The organism is Neobacillus drentensis (genome assembly GCF_021560175.1).
GTDB lineage: Bacteria > Bacillota > Bacilli > Bacillales > Cytobacillaceae > Neobacillus > Neobacillus drentensis_A.
Genome location: NZ_CP091110.1, coordinates 413,315 through 431,936, shown reverse-complemented (window position 1 = coordinate 431,936; position 18,622 = coordinate 413,315). Strand labels below are relative to the sequence as shown.

General features: G+C 35.8%; 16 protein-coding genes, 1 tRNA gene, 1 rRNA gene and 1 pseudogene. 3 read left to right on the top strand and 16 right to left on the bottom strand.

The features are described from left to right. Positions 1-194 precede the first annotated feature (194 nt). The 10 genes from L1999_RS02145 to L1999_RS02100 form a co-directional block, all read right to left on the bottom strand. A 16S ribosomal RNA gene (locus L1999_RS02145) occupies positions 195-1,744 on the bottom strand. Between the two features lie 604 nt (positions 1,745-2,348). Beyond that, positions 2,349-2,422 (bottom strand) — tRNA-Arg (locus L1999_RS02140). A 140-nt stretch (positions 2,423-2,562) separates the two neighbouring features. Continuing rightward, positions 2,563-3,384, bottom strand: a complete 822-nt coding sequence (locus L1999_RS02135; protein WP_235742024.1) for an ATP-dependent DNA ligase — start codon at positions 3,382-3,384, stop codon at positions 2,563-2,565. 608 nt (positions 3,385-3,992) lie between these two features. Next, positions 3,993-4,871 (bottom strand): YitT family protein, encoded by an 879-nt coding sequence (locus tag L1999_RS02130; protein ID WP_235742023.1) that lies wholly within the window; start codon positions 4,869-4,871, stop codon positions 3,993-3,995. Positions 4,872-5,343: 472 nt separating this feature from the next. Continuing rightward, positions 5,344-5,544: a cold-shock protein gene (locus L1999_RS02125; RefSeq protein ID WP_027322891.1), complete on the bottom strand. Its 201-nt coding sequence runs from the start codon at positions 5,542-5,544 to the stop codon at positions 5,344-5,346. 300 nt (positions 5,545-5,844) lie between these two features. Next, positions 5,845-6,003, bottom strand: a complete 159-nt coding sequence (locus L1999_RS02120; protein WP_235742022.1) for a hypothetical protein — start codon at positions 6,001-6,003, stop codon at positions 5,845-5,847. 326 nt (positions 6,004-6,329) lie between these two features. After that, positions 6,330-6,818: a hypothetical protein gene (locus L1999_RS02115; RefSeq protein ID WP_235742021.1), complete on the bottom strand. Its 489-nt coding sequence runs from the start codon at positions 6,816-6,818 to the stop codon at positions 6,330-6,332. 178 nt (positions 6,819-6,996) lie between these two features. Further along, positions 6,997-7,527: a YxiJ family protein gene (locus L1999_RS02110; RefSeq protein WP_235744213.1), complete on the bottom strand. Its 531-nt coding sequence runs from the start codon at positions 7,525-7,527 to the stop codon at positions 6,997-6,999. Between the two features lie 1,072 nt (positions 7,528-8,599). Then, positions 8,600-8,911 (bottom strand): DUF4304 domain-containing protein, encoded by a 312-nt coding sequence (locus L1999_RS02105; RefSeq protein ID WP_235744212.1) that lies wholly within the window; start codon positions 8,909-8,911, stop codon positions 8,600-8,602. A gap of 273 nt (positions 8,912-9,184) precedes the next feature. Next, positions 9,185-9,637 (bottom strand): hypothetical protein, encoded by a 453-nt coding sequence (locus L1999_RS02100; RefSeq protein ID WP_235742020.1) that lies wholly within the window; start codon positions 9,635-9,637, stop codon positions 9,185-9,187. A 107-nt stretch (positions 9,638-9,744) separates the two neighbouring features. Between L1999_RS02100 and L1999_RS02095 the strand changes: the two are divergent. Next, positions 9,745-10,146 (top strand): annotated as a pseudogene (locus L1999_RS02095) (DUF3888 domain-containing protein); the annotation flags it as partial. A 453-nt stretch (positions 10,147-10,599) separates the two neighbouring features. Here the strand turns inward: L1999_RS02095 and L1999_RS02090 are convergent. Both L1999_RS02090 and L1999_RS02085 read right to left on the bottom strand, forming a co-directional pair. Next, positions 10,600-11,538, bottom strand: a complete 939-nt coding sequence (locus tag L1999_RS02090) for a DMT family transporter (protein ID WP_235742018.1) — start codon at positions 11,536-11,538, stop codon at positions 10,600-10,602. Between the two features lie 66 nt (positions 11,539-11,604). Further along, on the bottom strand, positions 11,605-12,630 hold the full coding sequence (locus L1999_RS02085; RefSeq protein ID WP_235742017.1) for a branched-chain amino acid aminotransferase: 1,026 nt from the start codon (positions 12,628-12,630) through the stop codon (positions 11,605-11,607). Positions 12,631-12,940: 310 nt separating this feature from the next. On the opposite strand from L1999_RS02085, the gene L1999_RS02080 reads away from it, so the two are divergent. Beyond that, positions 12,941-14,419 carry a MocR-like pyridoxine biosynthesis transcription factor PdxR gene (locus L1999_RS02080; RefSeq protein ID WP_235742016.1) on the top strand — a complete coding sequence of 493 codons (1,479 nt, stop codon included), beginning with the start codon at positions 12,941-12,943 and terminating at the stop codon, positions 14,417-14,419. 98 nt (positions 14,420-14,517) lie between these two features. On the opposite strand, the gene L1999_RS02075 is transcribed toward L1999_RS02080, so the two are convergent. Both L1999_RS02075 and L1999_RS02070 read right to left on the bottom strand, forming a co-directional pair. Beyond that, positions 14,518-15,411, bottom strand: a complete 894-nt coding sequence (locus L1999_RS02075) for a DMT family transporter (protein WP_235742015.1) — start codon at positions 15,409-15,411, stop codon at positions 14,518-14,520. A gap of 242 nt (positions 15,412-15,653) precedes the next feature. Continuing rightward, positions 15,654-16,193 carry a YbaK/EbsC family protein gene (locus L1999_RS02070; RefSeq protein ID WP_235742014.1) on the bottom strand — a complete coding sequence of 180 codons (540 nt, stop codon included), beginning with the start codon at positions 16,191-16,193 and terminating at the stop codon, positions 15,654-15,656. A gap of 128 nt (positions 16,194-16,321) precedes the next feature. Between L1999_RS02070 and L1999_RS02065 the strand changes: the two genes are divergently transcribed. Further along, positions 16,322-17,191 (top strand): LysR family transcriptional regulator, encoded by an 870-nt coding sequence (locus tag L1999_RS02065; RefSeq protein WP_235742013.1) that lies wholly within the window; start codon positions 16,322-16,324, stop codon positions 17,189-17,191. 365 nt (positions 17,192-17,556) lie between these two features. Here the strand turns inward: L1999_RS02065 and L1999_RS02060 are convergent, their stop codons facing one another. Beyond that, positions 17,557-17,829: an HU family DNA-binding protein gene (locus L1999_RS02060; RefSeq protein WP_235742012.1), complete on the bottom strand. Its 273-nt coding sequence runs from the start codon at positions 17,827-17,829 to the stop codon at positions 17,557-17,559. Positions 17,830-18,176: 347 nt separating this feature from the next. After that, positions 18,177-18,557 carry a VOC family protein gene (locus tag L1999_RS02055; RefSeq protein WP_235742011.1) on the bottom strand — a complete coding sequence of 127 codons (381 nt, stop codon included), beginning with the start codon at positions 18,555-18,557 and terminating at the stop codon, positions 18,177-18,179. Positions 18,558-18,622: the final 65 nt, after the last annotated feature.

The window sequence follows — 18,622 nt, the reverse complement described above, 5'->3', positions numbered from 1 at the left end:
CTATTTAATAGAGAGAAAAAACTAAAATGGCGATTTTACTCGGTTTTTACTTGGTTTCTTCTATACGATTATCTAGTTTTCAAAGAACGATTTAAAAAAGCTTTGAGAGAATTGCTCCCTCAAAACTAAACAAACAGAAAACCATCAAACAAACATTTTTTTGTCTGGCTCATATGTCCAGCTTATATCCTTAGAAAGGAGGTGATCCAGCCGCACCTTCCGATACGGCTACCTTGTTACGACTTCACCCCAATCATCTGTCCCACCTTAGGCGGCTGGCTCCTTACGGTTACCCCACCGACTTCGGGTGTTACAAACTCTCGTGGTGTGACGGGCGGTGTGTACAAGGCCCGGGAACGTATTCACCGCGGCATGCTGATCCGCGATTACTAGCGATTCCGGCTTCATGTAGGCGAGTTGCAGCCTACAATCCGAACTGAGAATGGTTTTATGGGATTGGCTAGGCCTCGCGGCTTTGCTGCCCTTTGTACCATCCATTGTAGCACGTGTGTAGCCCAGGTCATAAGGGGCATGATGATTTGACGTCATCCCCACCTTCCTCCGGTTTGTCACCGGCAGTCTCCTTAGAGTGCCCAACTGAATGCTGGCAACTAAGAACAAGGGTTGCGCTCGTTGCGGGACTTAACCCAACATCTCACGACACGAGCTGACGACAACCATGCACCACCTGTCACTCTGTCCCCCGAAGGGGAAAGTCCTATCTCTAGGAGTGTCAGAGGATGTCAAGACCTGGTAAGGTTCTTCGCGTTGCTTCGAATTAAACCACATGCTCCACCGCTTGTGCGGGCCCCCGTCAATTCCTTTGAGTTTCAGCCTTGCGGCCGTACTCCCCAGGCGGAGTGCTTAATGCGTTAGCTGCAGCACTAAGGGGCGGAAACCCCCTAACACTTAGCACTCATCGTTTACGGCGTGGACTACCAGGGTATCTAATCCTGTTTGCTCCCCACGCTTTCGCGCCTCAGCGTCAGTTACAGACCAGAAAGCCGCCTTCGCCACTGGTGTTCCTCCACATCTCTACGCATTTCACCGCTACACGTGGAATTCCGCTTTCCTCTTCTGCACTCAAGTCCCCCAGTTTCCAATGACCCTCCACGGTTGAGCCGTGGGCTTTCACATCAGACTTAAAGGACCGCCTGCGCGCGCTTTACGCCCAATAATTCCGGACAACGCTTGCCACCTACGTATTACCGCGGCTGCTGGCACGTAGTTAGCCGTGGCTTTCTGGTTAGGTACCGTCAAGGTACCGGCAGTTACTCCGGTACTTGTTCTTCCCTAACAACAGAGCTTTACGACCCGAAGGCCTTCATCGCTCACGCGGCGTTGCTCCATCAGACTTTCGTCCATTGTGGAAGATTCCCTACTGCTGCCTCCCGTAGGAGTCTGGGCCGTGTCTCAGTCCCAGTGTGGCCGATCACCCTCTCAGGTCGGCTACGCATCGTCGCCTTGGTGAGCCGTTACCTCACCAACTAGCTAATGCGCCGCGGGCCCATCTGTAAGTGTCAGCCGAAACCGACTTTCAGCTTTTCCTCATGAGAGGAAAAGGATTATCCGGTATTAGCACCGGTTTCCCGGTGTTATCCCAGTCTTACAGGCAGGTTGCCCACGTGTTACTCACCCGTCCGCCGCTAAACTTCCAGAACAAGTTCTGAAAGATTCGCTCGACTTGCATGTATTAGGCACGCCGCCAGCGTTCGTCCTGAGCCAGGATCAAACTCTCCATGAAAGTTGATTAGCTCATTTTGTTACGTTGGCTTCATTTCATAAGAAATGAATATTTTTGTTTGTTGACGTTTTTGTTTGTTTAGTTTTCAAAGAACAATTTCATCGAGACAACTTTTATATCTTATCAGTTATCCTTAATGTTGTCAACAACTATTTTCTATTTTTTAATTTAATAGTTTAATAGTTTTGCTGGCAACTTTTATATAATATCATCAACGCAAACTGGTGTCAACCATATTTATTAAATGAAAAAATTCCGTTAAAGTGAGAAATACCCATATCTCCTTAAAAACAAAGGAATTTTTCCCGTTTATATTATCCATATCTTTGGATTTTGTCTTATTTAGAGCAGTTAATCGGAATATCTACGCTTATATCAGCATCTTAAGCCTTCCTTTATACATTAGCCGGAAATTCTCCGCTTATAAATTCTCATACCTACATGAAAATCATGATGATAATAACAGATCTTTAATAATCAACTTTTAAAAATCACTTTTTTACCTTAAATGTTTTATATTTAAGTCTTAGATTATCATTTCGTTTGCAAAAAAAACACCTGAGTAAGACTAGTACTCAGGTGTTTGGATCATTATTAGTTTTTACGCGCCTTAGAGGATTCGAACCTCTGACCGTACGCTTAGAAGGCGTATGCTCTATCCAGCTGAGCTAAAGGCGCAAACCGCTATATGAACGCATTTTGAAACGGGCACTGATACGGTCATTTGCCGAACTTTCGACCGTTTCATTATAACACGATATATATAAGGTAGAAAAGCCGCTAATAAACAATATTAACGTAATAAAAAAGAGTGAACGTTAAATCCACTCAACAAAACTTGGAAGACGTAATAATCCTGCCTTCGTTAAATTACGATATTTGACACGACACTTTACAGGCTCAATAAACGCAAAATCATTTTCTTCCCGAATTATCGGCTTTCCATCAACGATCCTTCGTGCAGACTCAGGAACACCGAGTTCCATCACGCCAGCATAATGGCCATCGTCGAATGCTAACAGTAAACCGAACTTCTTGTGCTGCTTACGATAGCCAACGACAAAGACATCTGAGAACAGATAGTTAATTACCTTCAGCCACGAATTTGAACGTTTACCAACTTCATAACGTGAATACTTACGTTTTAATACGATACCCTCGAGAGCTTGCGCTTTTATAGCGTCAAAATAATCTTCACCGTGCCCCTCAATGAATTGCATCTTAGCTATCATCGTATTATCCTCTGGCACTAAGCCTGCAAGTACTTCTTTACGTTCTAGTAATGGTAGGTTTGTTATCCGGTTACCTTTGTGTTGGATCACATCAAAAGCTACGAATGTAATCGGTGACTTATCTTTAGAACTCATAAAACGATTCATTACAGCTTCAAAGTCAGGTTTCCCCTGTTTATCACTTACGATTAACTCGCCGTCAAGAACGGTGCCTGGTGGAATATGAAGGTCGTGAAGTTCAGGGAATTTCGATGTGATTTCGTTATTGTGCCGTGAATATAAACGAACTTTACCTATATCATCAACTGAATATATTAAACGAATGCCGTCAAGTTTTAGTTCAGTAATAAAATCTCTTGAATTAAACGGTTCATCCTTTTTATGCAGTAGCATTGGAGATATTAACATAGTTACCACCTCTACCGCTATTTTAGCAGAATCAGAATGTAAAATTAATGGAAACTATAGGTTTTAAGCACCTAACAACCGTTGGGAAAGCAAACTCTTTTTTACGTGGCACTAATGTACGTTTTATCCTTGTATAAAATAGTCAAAAATTGTATTTTTAAAATATGAGGAGGCTAGGAAATTGGAGATAAAGACGAAAGATTTTACCATGTACGATGAGTATGAGTTTAGAGGTTATTGGTAGGCTCCTGATTCCCCAGAAAAACAAGAGACGTCCATCACCAGGCACATGGCGTTACAATTATATCCCTATCGTTTGTGATCGGGTACCCCCATTACGCTATTGTCCATTGTATATACGTTCCTCTTCCGACTATTTGTTTCATTACAGAATTTAACATTGTATAGGTATCTTAAAAAAATGACCGCCATTTAGACGATCATCGTTTATTAAAGTAAAGCAGCCCGATAGCTAGTATTCGAGAGAAAAATGTATTAAACTGAGGGAGTTTAAGTACATTTATTAACAAACATGTTGCTGATGTATATCTTTAAATACATAATATCTAATACCTAATAAATATATCGAAAAGTAATTCTCAGCCTAATTAATGTATGTCTTTCTTTTTATTTCTTCCACCTCTTACTTCTGCTATATCAGCTATAGCCAAAAAGGCAGTCGTATCAATTTCGTCAACGATATTCTTAAGTTCTGCTTCTTCTAGACGTGTTATGACGCAAAAAATCACCTTTGTGTCATCTCCTGAATATGCACCTTCACCATTCATGTAGGTTACACCACGCCCCAACCTAGCAAGTATAGCATCTCCTATTTCTTTATTCTTATTGCTAAAAATCCATGCGGATTTTGATTGTTCCAAACCTAGAACAACTACATCTATTGTTTTAAACGCAATTATATAGGCAAGTATGGAGTACATTGCTCTATCCCATGTGAAAACAAATCCTGCAGCACCTAAAATAAAAAGGTTAAAAAACATTATGATTTCACCAACAGAAAAAGGTACTTTTTTATTAATTAATATCGCAAGTATTTCAGTTCCGTCCAAGGCTCCGCCATAACGAATAACTAGTCCTACCCCAACTCCCAAAATTATTCCTCCAAAAATTGTAGCTAGAAGAATGTCATCTGTAAAAGCTGGGATGGGATAAAAGAGCGATGTGAAAATAGAAAGAACAATAATACCGAAGACTGATGATATCGCAAATGTTTTTCCAATTTGCTTATAACCTAAATAAAAAAACGGTAAGTTGAGAATGAAAATAAATAATCCTAAAGGTAATCCAGAAATATGGGAAAGCATAATGGATATACCAGTTACCCCCCCGTCTATAACATTGTTCGGGACAAGGAAAATCTCTAATCCTGTCGCCATCAACACAGCCCCGATAAAAATAGCAATACCACGTTTTAAAACATTAGTTTTTGATAATTTTTTCTGTTTGTTTCTCGATAGTTCTGTCATCCTTATCTCCTTCTAGTATGTAATGTTTCCTTTTATTTTCCCCTAATTATTATAGGGACATTAACATAAATTGGTTTTATGTATAAAAACAAAAGAACCTGTTACAAGTGGACATGATTTTATCCCTCTGGTCACAGATTATCATCGTAATGTGTATTAATATTCATCCGAGAAGTAAAATGAATAAGAAAATTGTATTTTCTGCTTGTGTCTGGGGGTATCCTGATTTTGTTAGGTTCCCTTTTTCACATGGCATTTGATTGGTTCGATAAAAGTAGTAAATAAAACGAGCAAGCTTTTCAGCCTCCCATTCAAATTAGGACATTTCGTTATTATGTGATACACTTTGTTTACCATTTGATTTACTTGTTTACATGTGCCCTACTCATTCGTGAGTGGGGCTCCTTGTTTTTAAAAGAAGAAATAAAAAAAACAGACTCTATAAAGAGCCTGCTTTAGTTTGTTCTTATTATTAAGCTTTACGAACGTTAGCTGCTTGAGCTCCACGTTGGCCTTGCTCAACGTCAAAAGTTACTGCTTGACCTTCGTCTAAAGATTTGAAACCTTCGCCTTGGATAGCTGAGAAATGAACGAATACGTCTTCTCCGCCTTCACGCTCGATAAATCCGAAACCTTTTTCTGCGTTAAACCATTTTACTTTACCTTGTTCCATTTTGTTTCCTCCTGCTGTGTGCTTTACACACAATGTGTTACTATCCTTGCACTCAGTGATCATCAAGACGAAAAGTTAATCTTATACTATCCTTTACACCGAACAAAAATAATTCTTCTAAAGTTTAACATTTTTTAAAAGTATTTGCAAGAAGACGTAAACAAAACCATTTTTGCCATTCATGAATTATCACACCTAGTTTTGGATTCTTATGTTGCTCTTATTCAAGTAAAGCACCCGTTACTTTAAGTACAATCCTTCACATTGTCTTTGAAAAGATGTATTTGAATCATTTTAAGGTTAAAAATTATTGGGTCCGAAAGGAATTTCTGGTGGATATTCCTCTAACTTATCAGCTGTTCTTTCATCTGGTGAAGTAGCTCCAGATTTTTTGTCAAAATAAATGGCTATTCCAGCCAATATAATGATAGGTGTAAAAATATAAATCCAAATCATCATAACACCTCCAAACTAATTACTAATATTATATTACAAATTTAACTTTTTTTTACAATATTTTTAAGCAAAACTGCCCCGTTAATCCAATAATTCCAAAACAATCATCGGGTGAAAGATTAGATAAATACCAAGCAATGTTAATACATACATCAATATAATTATCACTTTACTATCCATATCCCAACTTTATTTAATCAACTTATAATCCTCTTTCACCATAAAAACCCAATATCCTTGTTCAACTAACCTGCCATTAGTGCAATAAGAAAAATGGGATAGCCGTGGGCATCCCATCTTTAACTCTTGGACCCGTTAGTTGGGTATCTTTAGCTCAATTTATTGAGTACACCGTTATAACCTTTCACTTTTTCGACCAAATATTGGACCACATACAATATATACGCTTTGTAATGTATGTATATAAAGAATTGAAAGTAGTTTAACCTTTTTAGACGGACAATTTTAATTTTTTTTAAGAAAGGCATGAAGATAAAAGCAAAAAGTCCATTCGCTATTGCATTAATCAAAATAAATTTTTTGAAATTTCCATATGAAAATTTAAGGAACCACAAACACATAGGCAAATAAGGACCAATATCAAAAGGAAGTTCATCCCTAATAAAAGATTTTGGCTTATCGTAAAATACCCACCATTTCCTCTGACGACCATACAAATGATTTATAATTTCAAAAATAGCTATAAAACCACTCGCTAAAGAATAACGTTTGATACTACGCTTACCTATGAATAGCAACGATAACCAGGGTATCAGTATTAAAAATATATTTAATAATTTATGCCTCTTTGAAGCCATATGTAAATCTTACCTCTCTCCGAATTGTTTCCATTTTTTTTAATGTAACCAAACATTATATTAATAATGCACTTATAAAAGGCTTTACGGACATATGCAACAACCATGACATATGATTTTCTTGTTGAACTAACCTGCCCGTTAGTGACATAAGAAAAAATAAAAGTTGCCAAAGCAGCTAACGAACTGTAAGTGAAATCGCAAAATGAATTAAAAAATTAGCTTTCCTCAATGTATAAGTAGTATAAATTCGTAATTTTTTTTTTTGCACTAGTTTATTGGTCTGAAAAAAACTCTTATAGTCTTTGGTATAGTTTAATAAAAACAAATAGTTCGGAAAATCTTCAAAAAAAGAACGTTTTAACCATTCAATTTCTTCTTTATTAATTGTTCTACCAGCAAGCACCTTACCTGTTATGTAATATGTTCTTTGAAGGTAGTCATCCCAATTCATTTCGATGTCCATTTCCTCGTCTTCTTTAATTAGTTCATTTTCAAACCTTTGTTCAATTCTTTCAATATCTTGAAAAGACTTTTTATCAAATAACAACTGGGAACATTCCAATAATTGAATAACAATGTTTACTTGGTTTTCAGCTTTTACAAACCTTAATACATACTCATATGAAAAAACTATATAAGATTCTGCCGATTTAATTGTGACATTTCTTGCTTCCCATATTTGTCTTACCTGGTTCCAGTGTTTCATCACTATTCTATTCTCCTCTTAATGCCCAAATAACCTATTTGATTTTATACCATTGTTAAAGTATTGCACCCGTTAGCTTAAGAGGGAAGAGTTAATTCGTTCAAAATTTCTCCTTTGTAATGCCACTCCAAATAAGTGCAAAAAGAAAAAGCACAACGAAACAAGCTACTAATTTAAATAATTGGTTAAGAATCCATAAGTGAGGTATTTCAAACCCCTTCATAATATCTAAAGTTACATATACTATAAAAATAGTAATAAAATTCTTTTTATCCATACTCCACACCCTAAAAAATTAGCTGATAATGTTCATTATTATTATAATCGAATGGTTGAATATGAATATAAGAAAATTAACCCAGCCACAACAATGTCCTTATTAAACTAATCTGCCCATATAGTTTAAGTACAACATTTCACAATCTTTCTTGTAATAGGAAAAAAGCGATCTTCTTCTTGAAGAATCGCACAGGATATCCAACCTTTTATTCATCGCATTTTTAATTTATCGGATAAGAAAAAAGAGAGGATCATAGCAGCCCAATGTGGAATAGCAATCATAAACATAAGAATCCCTGCACCTAAGTCGTCTTGTGTATATAGATTTGGGAAAAGGCTGGATTCAATTGGATGAAACAACAACGCTCCAATAAAGGATGGGAGGAGGGGTATATAAAATATAAATCTCATTTTCCCAAAGGATAATCTTGTGTTTATAAATGTATAAATGGGAACCAATAGAATAGCGATTATTATAATTCCGCTTAAGTTTATCCAATTTTCGTGGGTATATAACGTTGTGAACCAAATCTCACCCACTAATATATATATAGCAAATAGAGCAAACAAAAATACAAAAATCTTAATAAGTATCCTCTAGGCATTTTGAGGTTGATCATTAAAGGCATTTCCCTCCATTCCAAATAATATCATCATTATTATATTAACCGAATGGTTCTATATATGGACATAGGAAATATAACCCTGTCAACAACAATTCCATTTTGAAGCTAATCTGCCCCGTTACTTCAATAAGAAAAAAGCTTCTCTACTTATTATAGAAACGCCTCCTTTAGTTGAATAACTTTGAAATCCATAAACTATCTGAAATATTTAGTAAATTTTCAACGTTTAATGCAACTTTCTCAAAGTCTTCCTCAGTTTTTGCATTCTCATAATCAAACCATATTCCGTCTTCATCTTCGGATTTTGCCCCCAACCTAAAACGTTTGTCTATATCATGGGCAGTAACTTTGTTTGCTGGTATGTTTTCCCCAAAATCCATTGTTACACCTTGTATTGGACAAACTGCTAACTCGACAACAAACGAACCTCCCCATTTGTTAAATTGAAAAGTTATTAATTCAATATTCTTTTCATTTATTCGTCTAAAATGAGGTAATGAACCTTTAAATCCTTGTTGCTTAAGAAGGGTATCACAACCTTTTTTAAAGCATTATCCATCATTTTCCTTTCGATCGATGCCATTATTCATCCTCCTTTTTATGATTCATTATTTATAACTATTCCGCCACGTAAGGGGGAACAAGAAAAAGCGACTGTTCTTATTGAACAATCGCTACCCGTTAGCTTAAGTACATTTCTTCACAATATTTTTGTTAAGTTCACAAAGACTTATCGCTTTCGCTTAAGTCCCTTAGTTACTCACTTCCCATTTGAATTTTCCATTATTTTGCTTAAGTTGTTGTTTCACCAATTCTAATTCATAGAAACTTAAGGTTGTTTTTTCTACAATCTCTTCGTTTGATTTACCTTCATTTAAAAGTGCTCTTGCTTTCTCGTATCTTGATACCTCAAACTCAAAATAACCATGATAGAGTTTGAGCTGCTCTCTTACGTCCTTTAATTCCACATAGCTTGTTGGAATCATGTGAACAAGTTCTTCATCCGTTTTTCCTAATTGAATCAGGCTTCTTGCGATTCGATACCTTTCATTTACAGTTCCTGTGCCATAACCCATCCTATAACCGTCATCCAAAGCGGTATCATAGCATTCTTTACAATGAAGGCATTTGTCTTGGTCTTTCTTAACAAAACCTGTAAGAATGATTACAGAAATTAATGTTAAAAGAAAAAATGTTTGTTTCATAAAGCCACACCTTTTTATCTTAGTATGACCTGTTAGGCTAATAACCACATACCTTATTCAGAAAAGGGTAATAATACAACTAAATAGCCTTAAAGAGGTGTGCTTAAATGAAAAAGCTACTAATCACTTTTATAATCTCTCTTCTAATTACATCTTTTCAAACAACAGCTTTAGCAGATAAACCAACTCAAGATTCCAAAGAACTTCGGTTACAGGATATGCTTATGATTATGCTAACTCCTTATATCAGAGAAGATTTGAATAAATATTATCATCCCAAGATTTTAAAGGACCTTTATCCGCAAGTTACTCCACAGAACATTGATGTGGTTGAAACAAAAAGAAATCACCCCTTTGGCAATGTATTGGAGATTACATTTGAAATCGAACCAGACGATGGTGGTCATCACGTTCTAGTTGGCAAGGACAAAATGACTTATCAGATTTCTTATGGACCTGATGTGAAGTTAATAAATCATACGCACTTAAGGACATATAAATACCCTCCTCCTGACTTGCACTTGCAGGGAACGTTTGATTTTAATAGGCTGCCACATTTGTTTAAGTATGTTCTTAAGAAACCTTTTTAGGTTAATATATCTCTTTATTTGAGTTCCCTGTTAAATATCCGTTTCACCCTATTCTAATGCAATCTTAACTATTTCTTCTTCAACTAACCTGCCCGTTAGCACCACAAGAAAAAAGACCGCCGCAGCGATCACTTTCTTTAACTCTTGCACCCGTTTGTCTAAGTACAATATTTCACAATATAAGCAAAAAGTGAAACTTAGCCTCTCCTTTTTAATACACATACCGCTATTAATGTGTATAGTCTGACCTGTATTATATGTTGATTCCTTACTAGCTTTTTCATGATAAGTTGTTTATTAATTTCTATAACAAAATTTCTCGTAAGGTTTAGAAATAAGAACCTCAAAATGCTATACTATGAAGAGTATAGGTTATCCAACTCTCTTTTTTGTATTATTAATCCATTTATGCTTTTTCTCCCATAGTTTTTCACTATATCCTGTCCCAAATAGAATTCCAGCCATAATAAACACAAATCCAGTTAATTGTGAAGCTGTAATGGCTTCATTTAAAAAAAGTGCGGAGAATACAAGACCAAAAAACGGAACAAGATTATCAAATAAGGCGGCTTGCCCTGCCCCTATCTGCTGAATAGCTCCATAAAAAACAATATACCCCACACCTGTTGACACCACCCCTGACACGATAAATAAAAAGTAAATAAATACAGAGGCAGAAGTCATTTCATGGACTCCACCAGGTTCTGTTATAAAACTGATGATCAACAAACCAACTGAGCCTGCTAAGGACATTATTGTTGTTAACTGTTTGGAATCAAGTGTTTCTGTTGCTCTTTTCACGAAAATAAAACTAATGGCTTGGACCAACATTGCAATAAATAAATACAATTCTCCTTTAGATAATTGCATACTATTGAATGAACCGCCTTGAATAAAAAACACACCGGTAAATGCGAGAATAATACCTATCATTCGCCAACTTGTTAATTTTTCACCTAAGAAGAAAGCGGCAAGTATTGCTGTTGTAAGCGGTACTAATGCAAGAATTAAAGAAGCATTAGAAGCGTCAATCATTGTTAACCCTACAGCTAAAAGCGAGTGATGTAGCATTACCCCAAATAACATCCCAAGCAGTGTATAACTCCATTCTCTTTTCGATAATCGGCGAAGGGATTTTCCACGAGCGATAATGATTAATGCTGTAATCCCAGCAATCATAATTCGAAATGCTGTCATTGTTTGTGGAGGCAAAACTTCCACCAATACTTTAATTATAACTATATTGAGTCCCCAAATAACCATAGTAAAAAACAATAAACTATAAGTTAGTATTAACTGTTTTTGCTTCACAAGCTCTCCTCCAATTATTCTCCTTGTAAAATAATAATAACTATCATTTAAGACTTTCTCAGAGGATTATTCAATCATCTTAATCCAACCTTCAGGGGCTTTAATGTGCCCTAACTGGATCCCGGTAAGAGTATCGTATAACTTTTTAGTTATTGGTCCCATTTCTGCCATACCGCTAGAGAAGCATATTTCGTTTCCATGATCAATTATTTTACCTACAGGTGAAATAACAGCTGCTGTTCCACACAAACCACATTCAGCAAAATCTTTCACTTCCTCAAAGTATACTACTCTTTCCTCAACTTCAAGCCCAAGATATTCTTTCGCAATTACCATCAATGATCGAAGTGTAATAGAAGGAAGAATGGATTCTGATTTCGGGGTAACTAGTTTATTTTCCTTTGTAACAAATATGAAGTTAGCTCCGCCTGTTTCTTCTACTTTTGTCCTAGTTGCAGAATCCAAAAACATATTTTCATCAAATCCATTTACCTTTGCTGTTACGAGTGCATGAAGACTCATGGCATAGTTAAGTCCTAACTTAGCATTTCCGGTTCCATGAGGTGCGGCACGGTCATAATCACTAACACAGAGGGTAAGGGGCTTTACTCCATCTTTAAAATAAGGACCAACCGGTGTAGTAAATATTCTGAATTGAAATTCTTCAGCAGGCTTAACCCCAATAGTTGGGTTGGTTCCAAATAGATAAGGTCGAATATATAAGGAACCACCATAGCCATACGGCGGTACAAATGCAGCGTTCGCTTTTACTGTCTGTACAACGGCATCCACAAACCGATCTTTTGGAAATGGAGCAATATGAATTCTCTTCGCAGAATCTTCCAAACGCTGTGCATTTAATTCAGGGCGAAAAATAACAATTTTTCCGTCTTTTGTTGTATATGCTTTCATCCCTTCAAAGCAAGTCTGGGCATACTGAAGCACACCCGCACATTCGTTTAAAACAATGTTGTGATCCTCTGTTAAGATGCCCTCATCCCATTTTCCTTCCTTAAAATTAGCAACATATCGTTTATCTGTCTTTCTATAAGAAAATCCCAAGCTTTCCCAATCTAAATTTATCTTTTCCATTTCCTACATCTTCTTTCCTTTATAATGTTTTGTTCAACTATATTTGTTATATATTACTTCGACAAATATATAACACTCAACCCTATTGTATAACACTAAAATATGGCACTCATTAGAGTTGAGAGTATTTCCTTGTGTATTCTCACATACGATAATTTCTTATATATCAGCATTTATCTCACTTTGTAGAAGAGCAATATGATTAAAATTCCTTTAAGTGTTAAAATAAATTTATTATCATTTACTTTGTTAAATTGAACTAACTATGCATAACACTTAATAGATACATAACACTAAGGGGTAATTTATTATGCAAATTAATATCCAAAGAAATACTGGAATCTCACTTTCTAACCAAATATATCAATCAATTGTTGACCGTATCCGTTCAGGACTTTTGGAAGAAGGATTGACGTTGCCCTCAGTACGCAACCTTTCAAAACAACTGGAAGTAAGTTTGGTTACTGTTGTCAAGGCGTACAAGCAATTAGAACAAGATGGTTTTATTACTTCTACCCAAGGAAAAGGTACTTTTGTAAATGCTAAAATAAAGGAGGAAATGGGAGAAAAAGAAGCAATTCCTTCATACGATTGGCAATTATCGCTTCAAGATTATTTACCCAGGTCCCAGTTTGCTCGTTATCATATCGGGACTCAAAAGGTCCATCTTTCCTCATCTATGATAGATCCAAAACTTTTACCAAATCGATACTTCGAGCATGAGGTTCAACGAGTTCTTTCAGAAAACCCAGAGTTATTGTCTTTATATGGAGACATCCAAGGTGATAGTCAACTAAGAAGTAAAATGTCTGAGTATTTAAAAAGGACAGGGGTCCTCTCGACACCAGAAAACATCTTAGTTACAAGTGGTCTTCAACAAGGTATTGATCTTATTGCTCGTACATTTGTCGGACCCGGTGATGTTGTGGTAATGGAAGCTCCGACCTACCCTGGAGCAATAGATATTTTTAGTGGAAGGGGTGCTACTATACTCACTGTGCCTATTGATAAGGATGGAATGCGAATAGATATACTCCAAAATGTGTGCGAAAAACATAAACCTAAAATTATCTTTACGATTCCTACTTTTCATAATCCAACAGGTGTTGTTATGACTTTAAAACGACGTAAGCAGTTACTTGATATAGCTCAAAGCATCCAATGTATTATTGTGGAGGACGATCCATGCAGTGAAATTTATTTTGAAAAGAAACCACCTGTTCCCCTTAAAAGTATGGATCAGTTCGGGCATGTGATTTATTTAAGAGGATTAAGTAAGACCATTGCACCGAGCTGTAGGATAGGAATATTAACAGCTTCAGGCTCCATTTTCAATCGTTTATTGGCAGCAAAGGCAAATGCTGATTTAGGAAGTCCTTTACTCACACAAAAGGCAATTCTTCCTTTAATTAACTCTAAAAGAATGGTAGATCACACGAAGAAATTGCGGACGGCTCTAAGAATTCGAAGAGATTTGGTGCTTGAATTACTTACAAACCATGCTCCTGAAGGAGTATCATGGCTAATACCGGAAGGTGGGCTAAATTTATGGATCAATCTACCATCTTCGATTGATAGTCACTATCTTTTATTAGAGGCAAAAAAACGACAAATAACATTTTTACCAGGATCAGCATGTTACCCAGCAGGACAAGAAAATAATCATTTAAGAGTTAGTTACTCCTATATAAATGAGGAATTATTAACTCATGGAATTACAACATTATGTAACATACTTCATGCTACGATTCCATCAGAAAATATAAGTGACAATAAACCATATTTTTAATACGAAGCAGTAGAGTAATGAAGATATTAATATTTTTTAGTTATTATAGATAGAATAAAATAAGAGCAGTGGTGAAAAATGCCCCACTGCTCTTATCACTATTTCGATAAGATTTTTGTGCTCTGCTTGGATAATCTAATAAATTTAGTTTCACTAACAAATGTAGAACCCAACAGGAGTGCACCACCCAGCATTTGATTAATTGTCATTTGTTCATGGAGGACAATAGCAGAAATCAATATAGCTACAAATGGGTCTACATAACTTAGCATAGCTATACTTTGCCCTCTTAATTTTTCCATACCAGAGAAAAATAACCAGAATCCAATCCCTGTATTGATAATCCCTAAAATTAAAATAAAAGGAACGGAAGAACCTGATATTTCAAAGATACCAAAGCCGGAAGTCAAGAAAACATATGGCATTAGGAGTATAGTAGTTGTTCCAAGCTGAATAATGGTTAGCTCTAACTTTCCCATATCTTTAATGAATTTATTTAAAAGCAATAACGCAGCATAAAATGCAGCCGCGATTAATCCAAAAGAAAGTCCAAGAAGATCGTCTGAGCTGGATGCTCTCACGCCTTCTCCTAAGATCATTAACATCCCTATGATCGCTACACCAATACACACAATTTTCTTGATGGATAATTGTTCCCGAAGTAAAAAGGGAGAAAGAATCATGACAAATACAGGTGCAAAGTAATAACCCAGCGTTGCAATGGCAATCGTCGTATGGTCATACGATTGATAAAAAAAAATCCAATTTCCTCCCAATGCAATACTTGAAAGAATCAAAAATAAAGCATTAGATTTAACTATATTCCATGATATTTTTTTCTTCATCATGAAGAATATTAGCAGTAAAAATAAGCATCCTATGAAACTGCTTAGTAAAGCTCTTTCGCTCGAAGATAGATCAATGTTTCGAACAACTAAACCAATTGTACCGAAAATAATCATTGATAATATAAACTGAATTTTAGATATCATAATCTACTCCTACGAATCCGCGAAACAACTTATAATTTGCAGATTCTAAATCTATTGTTAATATAAGCGATTATATGACAGCAATAATATTAAAGGGTGGCAAAAATTACACTGATTTGTGCGAATGTTTCAAATAAAAATATCCAGTTTGCACCCATCGCCACGCCGGAAATCATAATGAACCTTGCAACGAACCAAACAGGAGAAATGGGGCAGTATAATCACCATTCTTTTTATGAATTTCACATTTCGATTACTTTCGGAATGTGCTTTGCATAGGTTAGGAAGTTATTGACGATCAGCACTGTTTTGACCTTCATATATCCGGTTGTAGTTCCATCGCTACATCCATACCACTCTTCCAAAAGCACATCCTTATCGAAACCCACCTGCACAAGATATTCCTTGTCCATTAAAACACCAAATACTGTAGCAGCTCCGATTTTTACGCCCAGAATTTGTTCCATTAGTTCCGCAGGAGCAAAGGGGACGCGTGATATGCCGAGTGCATTGCTGAAATCTTTTGCTTTGAATGATTTATTTGCGGTCGTTACAAATAAATAAAATTCTGTCTTTTTACTATTACAGAGGAACAGCGTTTTTACCATTTTCATTTCCAATTTTCGATTGATCTCAATACAGTCCTCCATTGAAATTGCTTCATCTGTACTCACTCGTTCAAATGGAATCTGTAATTTTATCAATGATTCATAGACCGTTTCATGTAGATGAGACTTGTAGCTGTCTGGGGCTTTTTCCATAATATCACTCACAAAAAACATCGTTTTACACCTTTTCCTTTCCTAACTTGAATATTTAATAGTAAAAATATATCATAATCACATGCATTACAAAAACGAATGTTTATCATGGAATGTATGACAAAATCAGATAGGATGAGGAAAGAGATATGAATATCCAAAAATATATGGCATTTGTCAAAGCAGTAGAATTGGGTAGTTTTACAAAAGCTGCCGAAATATTGGATTATTCACAGTCTGGGATTAGCCGTATGATTAACGATTTAGAAAAGGAATGGGGAATTTTCCTTTTTGAAAGAGGACGTGCCGGTATCAATTTAACCTCAGATGGTTTAAAGTTACTGCCCCAATTAAAGCGAATTTGCAATGAGTATGAAATCTTAATGAAACAAATCAAAGAATTAAATAATATGGAATCTGGGATGATTCGAATTGGGACATTTTCCAGCGTAGCATCTCATTGGCTCCCTAACATTGTTAAATTCTTTAAGAAGGATTACCCAATGATTGATTTTGAATTTCTGCTTGGTGATTATACAGAAATTGAGAGTTGGATCCTAAATGGGCGTGTTGACTTTGGATTTTTGCGGCTACCGACAAAAGCAGAACTTGAAACAATATTTTTGGAGCAAGACCGTTTGATGGTAGTGATTCCACAAAATCATCCACTTGCTAATTGCGAAAAGTTTCCCATCAACGGCTTACAGAACAGTCCGTTTATGCTGTTGGAAAAGGGGGCAAAAGCAGAAATCTCTGAAATTTTTGAGAGGCACCATATTACACCACATATTAATTTTACAACATGGGATGACTATGCAATTATGTCTATGGTGGAAAATGGGCTAGGAATCAGTATATTACCAGAATTGATATTACAGCGTATTCCACACAAAATTATAGCGAAAGAGCTTGAATTTCCTGCTTTTAGAAATATTGGTGTTGCTATGAGAGAACAAAAATCACTTTCACTTGCGTCCAAGAAATTTTTAGACTATTTATCATATAGAAAGAGGGAGTAAAAAGTTTGACGAAGGAATTTTTTATCAGAGTCAGTTAAAAAGCTTGGCTTCCCCCTGATATTTGGAGGGGTCTTTTTTTCATTGAGGAAAAGGATAATTTTCTAGGGAGAAGCATTACCCTAAAAATTTTCGTAAATAACATAATAATGTAAAATGTGAATAATTTCACTTAAACTAAACTGCCCATTTAGTTTAAGTGAAAATCTTCACAATCGTCTACTTTGATAAGTATTCTAATTCCTCCTGATCTCTTTAATAATATAGCCGTATGTCCAAAAAGCCTCCCTGAATAGACACTCTATTTCAAACACAAAAAGGCTCTAGGGATCATACCTTAGAGCCAATTCTTTAAGAACTATACAAACTTATTTAACAGCTTCTTTTAATTCCTTGCCTGGTTTAAAAGCTGGAACTTTAGAAGCAGAAATCTGAATTTCTTCACCAGTTTGTGGGTTACGACCTGTGCGAGCTGCACGCTCACGCACCTCAAATGTGCCAAATCCAATCAACTGGATTTTCTCTTCTTTTGCAAGAGTATTAGAGATGGTTTCAAACAATGCATCGACCGCATTTGCAGCATCTTTCTTTGTTAACTCTGTTTGTTTTACAACAGCATTCACTAATTCTGTTTTATTCATATTCAAACACCTCTTCTTTTTATTTTTAAATTATGTAGGGATAAAAACATAACATATGTTCTACATGTTTGTCATTAAATAAGATTAGATAAAAGAAAGGTATATTCCTGCTTTTTCATGAAGATTAATATTAAAACTGGCTTTTTGGCGAAATAAAATGCATTATTCTCTTTTTTTTTCAAATAATTCCTCCTTTAACTAAACTGCTTCGTTAGTGGAACCAAAAAAATGGCTGACTTAGCAACCACGTTACTTTAAGTGTAAATCTTCACAATCTTTTTCTTACATTAACACAGCGAAAAGGCGATGCCTTTAATCAAGCATCGCACTCTTAAGTCGAATATAATTTACATTTTTTCCATTACGGCAAAGTAATTATTTTCACTATCTGCAAAATTAAATACTCTACCTGAAGGCATATTTACAATTTCTCCGACTGTAACGTTTTTGTTTGATAAGTCACTATATAAATGATCGAAATTATTCGAGAAGAACATTAAAGAAGGTGTTCCAAGATTTAATTCAGGTGACATTTTCGCAATAAATTCCTTATTATGGAGAATAATGCTTGTTTCAGCTTCTTTAGTTGGAGCAATTTCAATATATCTGAAACCTTGCCCATTGTCTTCCTCTGAAATGACAATAAACCCTACTTTTTCTGTCCAAAACTCTTTTGCTTCATCTTGGTTATTAACATACAACATGATTTGACCAACTTGATTAATCATTAATTTTTACACTCCCTTATAAAAGTAATTACTAAACTCAATGCTCCAAAGCCTTACTAACGCTT

Excerpts from the sequence above, each read along its gene's own strand:
- L1999_RS02135 (WP_235742024.1), bottom strand. The coding sequence starts at position 3,384 with ATGTTAATATCTCCAATGCTACTGCATAAAAAGGATGAACCGTTTAAT.
- L1999_RS02130 (WP_235742023.1), bottom strand. The coding sequence starts at position 4,871 with ATGACAGAACTATCGAGAAACAAACAGAAAAAATTATCAAAAACTAAT.
- L1999_RS02125 (WP_027322891.1), bottom strand. The coding sequence starts at position 5,544 with ATGGAACAAGGTAAAGTAAAATGGTTTAACGCAGAAAAAGGTTTCGGA.
- L1999_RS02120 (WP_235742022.1), bottom strand. The coding sequence starts at position 6,003 with ATGATGATTTGGATTTATATTTTTACACCTATCATTATATTGGCTGGA.
- L1999_RS02115 (WP_235742021.1), bottom strand. The coding sequence starts at position 6,818 with ATGGCTTCAAAGAGGCATAAATTATTAAATATATTTTTAATACTGATA.
- L1999_RS02110 (WP_235744213.1), bottom strand. The coding sequence starts at position 7,527 with ATGAAACACTGGAACCAGGTAAGACAAATATGGGAAGCAAGAAATGTC.
- L1999_RS02100 (WP_235742020.1), bottom strand. The coding sequence starts at position 9,637 with ATGAAACAAACATTTTTTCTTTTAACATTAATTTCTGTAATCATTCTT.
- L1999_RS02085 (WP_235742017.1), bottom strand. The coding sequence starts at position 12,630 with ATGGAAAAGATAAATTTAGATTGGGAAAGCTTGGGATTTTCTTATAGA.
- L1999_RS02080 (WP_235742016.1), top strand. The coding sequence starts at position 12,941 with ATGCAAATTAATATCCAAAGAAATACTGGAATCTCACTTTCTAACCAA.
- L1999_RS02075 (WP_235742015.1), bottom strand. The coding sequence starts at position 15,411 with ATGATATCTAAAATTCAGTTTATATTATCAATGATTATTTTCGGTACA.
- L1999_RS02070 (WP_235742014.1), bottom strand. The coding sequence starts at position 16,193 with ATGTTTTTTGTGAGTGATATTATGGAAAAAGCCCCAGACAGCTACAAG.
- L1999_RS02065 (WP_235742013.1), top strand. The coding sequence starts at position 16,322 with ATGAATATCCAAAAATATATGGCATTTGTCAAAGCAGTAGAATTGGGT.
- L1999_RS02060 (WP_235742012.1), bottom strand. The coding sequence starts at position 17,829 with ATGAATAAAACAGAATTAGTGAATGCTGTTGTAAAACAAACAGAGTTA.
- L1999_RS02055 (WP_235742011.1), bottom strand. The coding sequence starts at position 18,557 with ATGATTAATCAAGTTGGTCAAATCATGTTGTATGTTAATAACCAAGAT.